Raw genomic sequence first — 12,584 nt, forward strand, 5'->3', positions numbered from 1 at the left:
CGTGGAAATACTCGAGCCGGGTGGGTAATCCTCGGCGGCCACCGAGCCGGCGGGGCGGGTGTGATCTTGCCCGGACTACCGCGTGGCGGTCCGGGCGGGGCGACCGATGTCTGTGACCGCCCGCCATACTGTTCGAGTGCTCCGGACCGCCACCACACTCGCGAAGCTGCGTGCGCGCGGCGTCGTCGTGGTCCGGCGCGTCGAGGACATCGTCGATCTGAACTACGTCGGCCTCGTGGTCGCCACCCTGTTCTTCGCGCTGTCGGTGACGCCGTCGCTGGTTCCGAGGGACTGGATGTTCCAGGGGCTGATCAGCGGTATCAACGCGGCACTCGGCTACGGCCTCGGCTGCCTGCTCGAATGGCTCTACCGGGTGTGGATGCGGCCGTGGATCCGCCGATGGATCGTGCCGAGGCTCCGGCTGTGGCTGCGGATCGCGCACCTCGGCCCCGCGCCGACCTGGGTGGGGTACGCGGCGAAATCCGCGGTGCTGTTCGCCTGCGCGTTGAGCGCGGGACTGATGCTGGTGCAATCGGCGCGGTGGCAGCGTGAGATCACCGCCTTGATGGGGATGGCGGGCACCGATACCGCCGCCTACCTGCGCACCGGTCTGCTGAGTCTGGCGGTCGGCGTCGCCGTCGTCGCGGTCTACCGGACGGTGCGCGAGACCGTGCTGTACCTGGCCCGTCAGCTCAAGCGGTGGGTGCGGATTCCCGGGGAGTTGGCGCCGACGGTCGGCCTGCTGCTGCTCGTCGTCCTCGCGGTGACCCTGTTCAACGGCGTCGCCTCGCGGGCGTTCTTCGCGGTCGCCAATTCGGCCTTCAGTGTGCGCAACGACCACAACTCTCCCAATGCCGTGCAGCCGCGGCAGCCGGAACGTTCCGGCAGTCCCGAATCGCTGGCGAAATGGGAGACGCTCGGTTTCGAGGGCCGCTGGTTCGTCTCGCACGGGCCGAGTGCGTCCAGGATCGCGGCCGTGACCGGCAAGCCCGCGCGTGAACCCATCCGCGCCTACGTCGGACTTGAGTCGGCGACCGACGAACGTGATCAGGTCGCGCTCGCCGTCGACGAACTCGAACGGACGGGCGCGTTCGATCGGAAGGTGATCGTGGTGGTCACCACCACCGGTACCGGCTGGGTCAATTCGATGGCGGCGGGCGCGATCGAATACATGTACGGCGGCGATTCCGCCGTGGTCGCCTCGCAGTACTCCTACCTGCCCAGCGTGCTGTCGTTCCTCGCCGACCGGGGCAAGGCCGCCACGGCGGGCCGTGATCTGTTCGACGCCGTGTATCAGCGGTGGTCGCAGCGCCCGGAAGGGCAGCGCCCGAAACTGTTCGTCTACGGCGAGAGTCTCGGATCCCAGGGTTCCGAAGCCGCCTTCGACGGCCTGGCCGACCTGCGGGCGAAGGTGGACGGCGCGCTCTGGGTCGGGCCCCCGAATTCGAATCGGCTGTGGAAGCAGTTCATCTCGCGCCGCGATCCCGGCTCGCCCGAGGTCGAACCGGTCTACGCCGACGGCCTGGTCGTCCGCTTCGCCGCCGACACCGACGACCTGTCCCGGCCCGACACCGAATGGCGCGCACCCCGCATCGCCTACCTGCAACACGCGTCGGACCCCATCGTCTGGTGGTCGACCGACCTGATCTTCTCCCAACCGGACTGGCTGTCCGAACCGCGCGGCTCGGACGTCTCCACCCAGATGCGCTGGTGGCCGTTCGTCACGTTCTGGCAGGTGACCGCCGACCTCACCAACGCGCAGGGCGTCACCGACGGCCACGGGCACCGCTACGGAACCCTGGTCGTCGACGGCTGGGCGGCGGTCGCCCAGCCGCCGGGTTGGACGCCGGAACTGGCGGAGAAGGTGAAGTTCCAATTGGACTCGGCGGAGGATTTCGAGCGGGAAACGAAGTGATCTCCGCGAAAGTGGTTGCCGCCGTGGTGGTTCCGCTTACATGGAACAATATCCTGCTGCCTCGGCTGCGGTTGGGTCTGCGTGGGCGAACTGTCGCGCACGCAGCCTTCGCGACGGGGTATTCGGTTGCCCTGCGGGGTAATCCGCGCTGGCGCTCCGCACGCGGAGCGCGCTACGGGCTCGTCGCGTTCGCTGCGGTGAGCTCCGGATACGTTGTCGCGCTGACGGTCCCGCCGATCCGTCACCTGTTGGCCGGATTCGCCGATCGCAGCCGGACCGTCGGCGATCCCGCAGTCGCCGAATCGGTGGATCAGGGGGGCGTCCGCGTGGGCGATGGCTCGAGCGCCGGTGGTCGGTCCGTAGGCGATCCCACGGCCCGAATCGGGACGTCCGGAGTTTCCTCGATCCGACGGCCCCGCGGTGCGCTCGACCGAGACTCGGCCGCGGACGATTCCGAGAGCGCGGTGGTCGACCCCGTCGAGCGGGTCGCCGTCCACATCCCCATCGGCACCGTCTACAGCGAGGAAATGATCTTCCGCGCCACGCTCGATCCCTTGCTGGACAGCGTTTTCGGGCGTCGCATCGGCCCACTCGCCGCAGCCGCCGTCTTCGGTCTCTGGCATATCCACCCCGCGCGCGTCGCGGGCGACAACGTACCTGCCACCGTCGCCGCCACGACCGTTGGTGGCCTGCTCTTCGGCCTGCTCGCTCGCCGTGCCGCGAGTGCCACCGCTCCCGCTCTGCTGCACTTCGCGCTCAACTCGGGTGGGGTGATCGCCCCACTCCTTGCGGAGCGCGGGCGACCGGTCTGAACGGACAATCTCGCGACGCCGTGCGCGATTCCCGCGCTCTCTGTGGCCGAATGTCGGCTCAGGCCGGTCCCTACCAATAGCCTCCGATACTGTCGAATCCGTGGCGCGAAAAGTTGATCCGGCGGAGTTGCGGGCCGCGGTAGGGGCTGTGAGCGGGTGGTTGCGCGGGGAGACAGGGGAGGTTCCGGGGCGGGAGGAGCTGGGGGCGGCGGTGCGGGCCACCGCGCGGACGTTGGCGATCGTCGCGCCGGGGCACGCGGTGGAGGTGCGGGTGCCGCCGTTCGTGGCGGTGCAGTGCATCGAAGGGCCTCGGCATACCAGGGGGACGCCGCCGAATGTGGTGGAGACCGATGCCAGGACCTGGTTGTTGCTGGCTACGGGGCTGCTCGAATTCGATGACGCCGTGCGTGACGGCGTGGTCGCGGCGTCGGGTAGCCGGGCGGGCGAGGTCGCGCGGTGGCTGCCCGTGGCCGCGCCGAATCACGGTTGAGCGGGAGCCACCGATGCCGTGAGGGCGGGTATGACCCGTGACGCCGCACCGAATCACACGAATCGGTACCGGGGCACGTCGCGGTCTCGGCCGCACCGCGCGACACCGCCACGACGATCAGCGGAACTGGACCGATTCGGCGGTGGAGCACGCGTCGGGCGATCGTCGGTTCACGTCGCGATCTGGGGCGCACGGACCGGTTCGGTGGGTTGCGCGTCGTCCGCGGCGACGGGATCCGCGCCGTCGCCGACGTAGGCCGCCCACAGGTCCCGGTAGGGGCCTTCCTCGGCGAGGAGGGCGGTGTGGGTGCCGACCTGGAGCAGTCCGCCCGCGCCGACCACGGCGACGAGGTCGGCGTTGGCGGCGGTGGCCAGTCGGTGGGCGACGACGATGGTGGTGCGGCCCGCGGTGAGCACGTCGACTGCGGCGCGGACCTTCGCCTCGGTCGCCAGATCGAGGGAGGCGGTCGCCTCGTCCAGGATCAGGATGTCGGGTTCGACGAGTTGGGCGCGGGCCAGTGCGAGCAGTTGACGTTGACCGGCCGACAGGCTTCGTCCGTGCTCGCCGATCGGCTGGTAGTACCCGTGTTCGAGGGCCGCGATCATCTCGTGCGCGCCGACCGCCCGTGCCGCCCATTCGATATCGGCCGGTGTGGCGTCGGGTTTGCCATAGGCGATGGCGGTGCGCACGGTGTCGCCGAACAGGAACGGTTCCTGCGGGACGACACCGAGTCGCTTGCGGAAATCGCGTAATCGATAGCGCCGCAGGTCGATTCCGTCCACCAGCACCGAGCCCGCGGTGGGATCGTAGAAACGCGCGATCAGTTTGACGAGGGTGGATTTGCCCGCGCCGGTCTCACCGACGAGCGCGACCGTGTGCCCGGCCGGGATGTGCAGGTCGACGCCGGTGAGCACCTCGGCCGAACCCGGCTCGTAGGCGAAACCGACGCCGCGCAATTCGATCTCGCCCTCGAGTTCGGTGACGGTGAGCGCCGCCTCTTCGTCGGGCGTCGTCTCCACGGTGCGAAACAGTTCGCCGAGCCGGTCGACACCGACCACGGCCTGCTGGTAGCTGTCGAAGACCTGCGACAGTTGCTGGATCGGCGCGAACAGCAGGTCGATGTAGAGCAGGAAGGCGATCAGGGTGCCCACGGTGATCACCTCGTCGCGGACCTGGTGCACGCCGACCGCGAGCACCGCGGCGGTGGCGCAGACCGACATCAGTTCGATGAGCGGGAAGAACACCGCCATCAACACCTGACTGCGCAGCCGGGCGGTGCGGTAGGACCAGGAACGTTCCTCGAACTCGGCTTGGTTGCGCGCCTCGCGCCGGTAGGCCTGGGTCACCTCGATATTGTCGACGTTCTCCTGGAGGTAGGCGTTGACCGCGCTGACCCGTTCGCGCGCCAGGTTGTAGGCGGGAATGGAGGCGCGACGGAACAGCACCGTCGCCACCGCGAGCAGCGGCAGCAGCGCGAGCACCACGGGAGCGAGGCCCGCGTCGACGACCAGCAGTGCGACCACGACACCGCCGATGGTGAGACTGCTGGTGAGCGCCGTCGCCAGACCGGTTTGCAGGAAGGCGGACAGTCCGTCGACGTCGGTCGTCATCCTGGTCATGATCCGGCCACCGAGTTCGCGCTCGTAGTAGCGCAGCCCGAGTCGTTGCAGGTGGGCGAAGGTTTTGACGCGCAGTCCGAACAGCAGCCGTTCGCCCGCGCGACCCGCGACGCGCACCTGGGCGATGGTGAGCAGCCAGTCCACCGCCGTGACGAGCAGGGCCAGCGCGGCGGCCGTGATCAACACGTTCCTGGCCCCGGCCAGTACACCGTGGTCGATGCCGTAGCGGACCAGGAACGGGATCAGGATCTGCGCCACCGCGTCCAGGGCGACGAGTCCGAGCCCGGCCAGCAGCGGCCAGCGGAACGGGCGAAGCAGTCTGGCCAGTGAGAACTGCGGATCGGGTGTGTGAGAGAAGGATTCGGGGACGTCGGGTTCGCCGCGCAGCGGTGGCAGTCGGTCGATCTGCGCCTGCACGTCACCGCTCGGCGGCGCGGCGGCCATCATGCCGCCGCCCGCGCCCGCCCTGCCGATTCCGGCCGGTGCGCCCGCGGCGCGCTGGGCGAAGGCCGTCGCCGCCTGTTCGAGCGCGCGGGTGGCCGAATCGTCGTCGGATTGGGTGGGTTCCACCCACAGCACCGCGGTCGGCTGCCGGGTGTCGGCGCCGTGGTCGACGCCGATTCCGGTCACCTCGGGCGGGGTGAACAGCGCGTGGAAGAGTTCGCCGGAGTCGCGCAGTTGTTCGAGGGTGCCGGATTCGGCGATGCGTCCGCCATCGAGTACCGCGACCCGGTCGGCCAGGGCGAGCGTCGAGATGCGGTGCGCGACGACGATCGTGGTCCGGCGGCGTACCTCGGCGGCGATCCTGGCGAAGATCTGCTCCTCGACCCTGGCGTCGATGGCCGAGGTGGCGTCGTCGAGGACGAGTACGGGCGCGTCGGTGAGCAGCGCGCGCGCCAGGGCGATGCGCTGACGTTGTCCGCCTGACAGTCGTTGGCCGCGTTCGCCGATCCTGGTGTCGAGACCCTCGGGGAGGGCGCGGACGAATTCGTCGGCGGCGGCGAGATACAGGGCGTGCCAGACGCGCTCGTCGTCGGCGTCGGGATCACCGTAGGCGACATTGGCGCGCACGCTGTCGGCCATCAGATGGGTGTCCTCGAACACCATGGCGACCCGGGAGCGCACATCCGGCAGTCGCTCGATATCGGTGCCGTCGAACAGGACTGCGCCCTCGTCCGGTGTGAACAGTCGCGGCACCAGGTGGACCAGGGTGGATTTTCCGCTGCCCGCCCCGCCGGCGAGCGCGACGGTGCTGCCGGACGCGATCGACAGGTCGAGCCCGTCGAGGACGGTCGTGGTGCCGAAAGCGAAGCGCACGCCGCGGAATTCGATCGCGGGCGGCCCGGTGTTCGGCGTGGTCGCGGCCTGCGGTTCCGATGGCGGCAACGGCGCCTCGATCACCTCGCGCACCCGGTCCAGCGAGGCCCGGCCCTGCTGGCTCACGCTGAGCAGCATGGAGAACTGCCGAATCGGGCTGACGAAGGTGCCGAGGTAGGTCATGAAGGCGAGGAAGGTGCCGAGCGAGACCGTCTGGTTGAGCGCGAGCAGTCCGCCCGCGATCAGGATCAGCGCCTGCCCTATCGCGGGCACGGTCTGCATGGCCGGGGTGAATCGGCTGGTGATCCGGGTGACGCGCATCCTGGACCGGTACAGATCGCGCGCCGCGGCGGTGAGTCCGGCGAGTTCGTGCTGCTCCTGACCGAATCCCTTCACCACGCGCACACCCGCGACGGCCGCTTCGACCCGCATGGCGACTTCGGCGGCCTCGGCCTGGGTGTCCCAGTTGGCCGGGAACAGTTCGCGCTGACTGCGTCTGGTGATGATCCACAGCGCCGGGACGACGAGCAGGGCGATCACGGTGAGCGGTGGTGACATCACCGCCATCAGCACCAGCGCCGCGATCAGCAGCGCGACATTGCCGAAGACGATCGGAATCAGTTGCAGGAACATCTGGATCAGCGTCACGTCGGTGATGGCGCGACTGACCACCTGCCCGGTTCGCAGTTCGGCTTGCGCGCGACCGTCCAGACGCAGCAACGCCGCGAACACGTCGCGGCGCAGGTCGTGCTGGACCCCGAGCGAGAGCTGCGAGGAGCTCACGCGGCGGAGGAACGATGCGCCGAAGCGCACCAGCCCGATACAGAGCAGCAGCAGCGACCACGGCAGGACCGAGGCCGCGGTGGTGGTCAGGGTGTCGACCACGTGGCGGACGATGAGCGGCAGCGACGCGGTGAGCAGCGCCGCGCCGAGCGCACCGACCACCGCCGCCGCCACCAGGCGCGGATGCGCCAGGCAGCGGCGGGCGAGGTAGCGCAGCCATCCGGTATCGGTGGACGCGTCGGTTCCGGTGCTCATCGGGCGGTCACGAGCGCGCCCGCCGCGTCGAACTGGTTGACCGGCCGTGCCAGGCCGTAGTGGCCGCGCAGGGTGGTCTCGGTGTATTCGGTGCGGAACAGGCCGCGCTCCTGCAGGATCGGCACCACCTGGTCGACGAAACGTTCCAGGCCCGAGGGCAGTACCGCGGGCATGATGTTGAATCCGTCGGCCGCGCCGCGCGCGAACCAGTCCTCGATGGTGTCGGCGACCTGGACCGGGGTGCCCGCGAAGGTGCGGTGCCCACGTCCGCCGCCCAGTCGCGCGATCAGCTCACGCACGGTCAGCCGTTCGCGCCTGGCCAGGTTCACGATCAGGGTGAAGCGGCTCTTGGCGCCCTCGATCTCGTCCTCGGAGGGCAGGTCGGCGGGCAGTTCGCTGTCCAGGTCCAGTGCCTCGAGCGGGAGATCGAAACGTTCGGCCAGCTGGCGGTGCGCGTATTCCGGTGAGATCAGCCGCGCCAGTTCAGCATCCAATGCGCGGGCCTCCTGCTCGGTATCACCTATGACAGGCACGATACCCGGCAGAATCTTGACGCTGTCAGGATCCCTGCCGACCGCGCGGGTGCGCTCCTTGAGGTCGGTGTAGAAGGCCAGGGCGTCCTCCAGCGTCTGCTGGGCGGTGAACACCGCCTCGGCGTAGCGGGCGGCGAAATCCTTGCCGTCTTCCGAGGAACCCGCCTGGACCAGCAGCGGATAGCCCTGCGGCGAGCGCGGCACGTTCAGCGGACCGTCGATCTTGAAGAATTCGCCGTGGTGATCGATCTTGCGGACTTTCTCCGCGTCGGCGTGAATACCGAGTGCCTTGTCTGCGATGACCGCGTCGTCGGACCAGCTGTCCCACAATTTCGTGGAGACGTCGACGAATTCGGCGGCCTTCTCGTAGCGCAGCCGATGGTCGGGGGTGTCGTCGAGTCCGAAATTGCGTGCCGCGTCCGCACCGGCGGTGGTGACGATATTCCAGCCCGCGCGGCCCTTGCTCACCCAGTCCACCGAGGCGAATCGGCGTGCGAGGTTGTAGGGATCGTTGTAGCTGGTGGAGGCGGTGGCGATCAGCCCGATGCGACTGGTCTGCACGGCGACCGCGGTCAGGATGACCGTCGGCTCCAATTTGCCCCCGGGCCTGCGACCCGGGTCGCCCATCAGCACCGGGGAGTCGGCGAAGAAGATCGAATCGAGTTTGCCGCGTTCGGCGGTGCGCGCCAATTCGACGAAGTAGTCGATATCGACGTGGGCGTGCGGGTCGCTCTCCGGCAACCGCCAGGCCGCCTCGTGATGGCCCACCGACATCAGGAAGGCGTTGAGGTGGAGTTGTCTGCCGTTCTGGCGGGACATATTTCGGTTCCTTTCACACGGCTGCCGGGGCGACGCCCAGCGAAGTGAGCAGGGTGCGGCGAATGCGCTGGAATTCCGGAAGGCTCGGATCGCGTCTGCCGGACAGGTCGACCGGGAGGTCGACCGAGATGCGGCCCTCGTCCAGGACGAGCACCCGTTCGGCCAGGGTGATCGCCTCGTCGACGTCGTGGGTGACCAGCAACACCGTCGGCGTGTGCCGCCGGACGAGTTCGCGCAGCAGTTCGTGCATCTTGATGCGGGTGAGGGCGTCCAGCGCGCCGAAGGGTTCGTCGGCGAGCAGCAGATCCGGTTCGCCGACCAGCGCGCGGGCCAGCGAGACCCGTTGCTGCTCACCGCCGGAGAGTTCGTTGGGCCACGCCCGTTCCCGCCCGGCCAGCCCCACTTCGGTGAGTGTGCGCACCGCCGCCGCGCGCTGGGAGCGCGGCTGACCGTAGAGCACGTTCGCCAGCACGCGCTGCCAGGGCAGCAGGCGCGAATCCTGGAACACCACGGAGGTCTTCGCCGGGACGCTGAGCTGTCCCGAACCCTCAACGTCGTAGTCGAGTCCGGCCAGCGCGCGCAGCAGCGTGCTCTTACCGGAACCGCTGCGGCCGAGCAATGCGACGAACTGACCGGCCGGAATCTGAATGGTCAGGTCGTCGAGCACGGTGCGGTCGCCGAAGCGGCGGCTCAAATTCCGCACCCGCACGCCGAGCCCGCGGTCGGCGGTCAACCCGCGATCGTCCGTCGCCACGACAGCACCTTCCGCTCGAGCAGGCGGATCCCCGCGTCCGACACCAGGCCGAAGGCGCCGTAAACCACCAGGCCGACGAGGATGACGTCGGCCTGACCGTAGTTCTGGGCGTTGGTCATCATCTTGCCCAAGCCGTCGATGGCGTTCACCGACTCGACCGCGATCAGCACCAGCCACGCTCCGGTCACCGAAAGGCGAAGTCCGAGAAAGAATCCGGGTAGGGAGCCGGGAATGACGACGCGTCGCACGAAAGTGGCGCGCGAAACTCCCTGTACCTCGGACAGTTCCACGAAACGCTGATCGATGGTGGTGAGCGAGGCATGGGCCTGGATGTACATCGTGACGATGACGACGAGCGCGATGAGCACGATCTTGAACGATTCGCCGATGCCGAGCCACAGGATCATCAGCGGAATCAGGCCGAGGGTCGGGATAGCGCGCTTGACCTGCACGGGGCCGTCGACCAGTGCCTCGCCCAGCCGCGAGAGCCCCGCTATCAGCGCGAGCCCGGTGCCGATCGCGATCCCGATGCCGAGGCCGATTCCGGCCCGTTGCAGCGAGGCGGCGATATTCTCCAGCAGCGCGCCGTTGACCAGCAGATCCCAGCCGGTGGCGACGACATCCCACGGGGCGGACAGTTTGCGTTCATCGATCAGGCCGAAATGCGTGCCCGCCACCCAGGCGGCGAGTATCAACACCACGCCGAGCAGGCGGGCGAACGGGACCGGTTTGCGCAATCCGAGTCGGCGCAGTGGTCTGCGCTCGACGAATCCGTCGGAAACCGACGGTGCGGCGGCGACGGCCGGTCGGGTCAGGGCGATGGTCATTGCGCCTCCTGGGTCCGGTACGGGGCGGTCACCGCTTCGGCGGCGATATTCTCGAAGCGCCGGTCGAACAATTCGTCCGCATCGAAGGAATCTCCGAAGAATCCGGAGGCGGTCACCAGGTCGATCGTCTCCTGTTCCCAGGCGACGGCGGCATCCCAGTTGTTCGGGAAATAGGGGCGATCGGTCGTCTCCAGAATGCGTCTGCCGTCGTCGGGGCTGACTTCCTGATTACGCACGTAATACGCTTGGATCCATTCTTGGGGATGCTCCCACGCCCATACTTCGCCGCGCGCCCAGAAACGGACGAATTCGGTGACCGCGGCGAGTTTCGCCGAATCGCGCAGCACGGCGGTCGGGGCCCACAGCACGCTCAGCGCGTCCACGGCCTCGGTGCGCACCGCGCCCGCGCCCTGGGCGGAGTACTTCTCCAGGTATTTGGTCAGCGTCGGCTCGCCGAGTGGGGCCACATCGATCTGACGGGCCTGTAGCGCGGTGAGGAACTGGGGGCTGTTGAGTTCGACCAGCTGGACGTCATCGAGATCGATGCCCGCCGCGCGCAGCGTGCGCAGCACCACCACGCCCTGGGCCTGGCCCGGGGAGAAGCCGATCTTCTTACCGCGCAGGTCTTGGACCGTTCTGATCGAGGAGCCCGGTGCGGTCGCGAGCTGGTAGTTCGCGGTTTTGCGCACCTTGACGCCGACGATCTTCGCGTCGAGTCCGGTGGCGTGCGCGTGGATCGGCGGTATGCCCGCGTTGGACGCCACGTCGACCGATCCGCCGCGGAACGCCTGGATGACGTCGGGGCCCGCCTGAACCGCGGGCCAGGAGGACACGGTGAACGGCAGTTTGCTCAGCTCACCCGAGGTCTCCAGAGCGACCCGCGCGGTGTTGACCGAGATGTTGAGCGAGGTGCCCGGCGGCACCGAGGCCGGGAGCGGGGCGGACAGGTCGGCATCGCCACCCGAATCGCTCGCGCAGCCCGAGGCCAGTAATGTCGTCGCCAGTAATGCCGCTGTCGCGGTGATCAGAAATGATTTTCGCTGAATATTGCGCACGTTTTCTTCCGGTCTCGAAATAGTGTTGTCGGTGTAGTGCCTCCTGCCGGCAACAGTGACCCGAGAATTCGATACGAGCGCCCGATCCGTGCATTTCCGCCATATATGGACTGTGCCGGAGCGCTCGGTGACGGTCAATATTCGTTCCTATTAAAATAACCCTGAATCAAACGGCCTTCCGCTCGAGTACGGACAGCGGCGTGCGGAAGACGCCGTGCAACGCGACCGCGGCGCCCGCCATCTCCAGTACCCGCCCCATGAAGGACGAGCAGCCGACCACCCCGGCCGGATCCGGGCACAGCACGCAGAATTCGCCGACAGTGCGCAGATAGGTCGCCTCCACACCGTCGACCCGGCCGTAGCCGCGATCGACGATCACCACCGACTCCGGGTCGAGCAGGTCGATCAGGGTCGCGGCGACCCGGCCCATCGCGGCGGCCCGCTCGAGGAAGAGATCGCGGGCGGGACCGGGACGGCGCGCGGACTCGATGAGATCCGGAACGGTCTCGGCTGCGTGGATTTCGGACGCGGGCAGACATTCGCTCGCGCGCCGCAGCAGCCCGTGGTCGGAATAGCGCTCGACCGTCGCCGACTCGCCGTCCTCGCGCGCCCTGGCGACGCCGATGCCGAGCATGCGGGTGATGGATCCGGCCGCCGAATTCGGTCCGTAGTGCACCTGCCCCTGGACTGCGAAGGCGGTGTCGACGACATTGCCCACGAAAAGCACCACCGAACTCTTGGTGCCGCGTAATCGACCGTACAGCTGCTCGGCGTGCATCAATGCCCTGGTATGGCTGTCCAATTCGGTCGCCAGGCCGGTGCGGGCGGCCAGATATCGGCGTACCGGCACGTCGTGCCAGCGCAGATACGAATGGTCGAGCACCGTGCCGCTGTCCCGGTCGACGCGACCGCCGATCGCCACCCCGAGTCCGAGCACCCGCCCGGTGGTCTCGGCGCGCACGCGGGCGATCTCGGCGGCGGCGTCGTCGAGGATGTCGTAGGGCGCGCTGGTCCGGTGCGGCACTTTGACGGTGGAACGTAATTCGCCGGTGATGTCGACCACGGCGACGGTGGTTCTCGTGGCCGCGATATGCACGGCGAGCACCACATTGCGTTCATCGAGCGCGAGCGGTGAATACGGCCTGCCGATGCCCTGGCTGCGGGTCGTCTCGGGCAGTTCGGTGAGCAGACCCGCCTCCACCAGCGCGCGCGTCTGCCAGGTGACCGTCGCGGGCGACAGTCCCGCGCGGGTCGCGATCACACTGCGCGGCACCGGCCCCGATTCGAGCACCGTCCGAAGTATCGCCCCCGCGCTGCTGTCGACCATCGCCGTCACCTCTTCACCGCCGCCGCCACGCCACGGTACGGAGCGATGGGCCCGACGCGAACCCTTCGGCGCAGCGTG

9 protein-coding genes are annotated in these 12,584 nt (G+C 68.5%); 3 read left to right on the top strand and 6 right to left on the bottom strand.

The features are described from left to right. Window positions 1-106: 106 nt before the first annotated feature. The 3 genes from DAT37_RS14380 to DAT37_RS14390 all read left to right on the top strand — a co-directional run bounded on the left by DAT37_RS14380 (window position 107) and on the right by DAT37_RS14390 (window position 3,217). Complete coding sequence (locus DAT37_RS14380) at window positions 107-1,915, top strand: alpha/beta hydrolase (protein WP_109525220.1); 1,809 nt, start codon at window positions 107-109, stop codon at window positions 1,913-1,915. After that, a complete protein-coding gene (locus tag DAT37_RS14385) occupies window positions 1,912-2,727 on the top strand; it encodes a CPBP family intramembrane glutamic endopeptidase (RefSeq protein WP_109525221.1) in 816 nt (271 codons plus the stop codon). Before DAT37_RS14380 ends, DAT37_RS14385 begins: the two co-directional genes overlap by 4 nt. A 100-nt stretch (window positions 2,728-2,827) precedes the next feature. Next, window positions 2,828-3,217, top strand: coding sequence for a sterol carrier family protein (locus DAT37_RS14390; protein ID WP_109525222.1), 390 nt, complete (start codon window positions 2,828-2,830; stop codon window positions 3,215-3,217). Window positions 3,218-3,387: 170 nt separating this feature from the next. On the opposite strand, the gene DAT37_RS14395 is transcribed toward DAT37_RS14390, so the two are convergent. The 6 genes from DAT37_RS14395 to DAT37_RS14420 all read right to left on the bottom strand — a co-directional run bounded on the left by DAT37_RS14395 (window position 3,388) and on the right by DAT37_RS14420 (window position 12,506). Then, window positions 3,388-7,191 carry an ABC transporter ATP-binding protein gene (locus DAT37_RS14395; RefSeq protein WP_109525223.1) on the bottom strand — a complete coding sequence of 1,268 codons (3,804 nt, stop codon included), beginning with the start codon at window positions 7,189-7,191 and terminating at the stop codon, window positions 3,388-3,390. Beyond that, window positions 7,188-8,543 (bottom strand): LLM class flavin-dependent oxidoreductase, encoded by a 1,356-nt coding sequence (locus tag DAT37_RS14400; RefSeq protein WP_109525224.1) that lies wholly within the window; start codon window positions 8,541-8,543, stop codon window positions 7,188-7,190. Before DAT37_RS14400 ends, DAT37_RS14395 begins: the two co-directional genes overlap by 4 nt. Window positions 8,544-8,556: 13 nt before the next feature. After that, complete coding sequence (locus DAT37_RS14405; RefSeq protein ID WP_232839744.1) at window positions 8,557-9,297, bottom strand: ABC transporter ATP-binding protein; 741 nt, start codon at window positions 9,295-9,297, stop codon at window positions 8,557-8,559. Beyond that, window positions 9,273-10,124 (bottom strand): ABC transporter permease, encoded by an 852-nt coding sequence (locus tag DAT37_RS14410; protein WP_109525225.1) that lies wholly within the window; start codon window positions 10,122-10,124, stop codon window positions 9,273-9,275. Before DAT37_RS14410 ends, DAT37_RS14405 begins: the two co-directional genes overlap by 25 nt. Beyond that, window positions 10,121-11,179: an ABC transporter substrate-binding protein gene (locus DAT37_RS14415; protein WP_109525226.1), complete on the bottom strand. Its 1,059-nt coding sequence runs from the start codon at window positions 11,177-11,179 to the stop codon at window positions 10,121-10,123. Before DAT37_RS14415 ends, DAT37_RS14410 begins: the two co-directional genes overlap by 4 nt. Window positions 11,180-11,345: 166 nt before the next feature. Further along, entirely contained in the window at window positions 11,346-12,506 is a 1,161-nt protein-coding gene (locus DAT37_RS14420) for an ROK family transcriptional regulator (RefSeq protein ID WP_157978488.1), read from the bottom strand. Between the last annotated feature and the right edge of the window lie 78 nt (window positions 12,507-12,584).

This window comes from Nocardia aurea, from assembly GCF_003123685.1.
GTDB lineage: Bacteria > Actinomycetota > Actinomycetes > Mycobacteriales > Mycobacteriaceae > Nocardia > Nocardia aurea.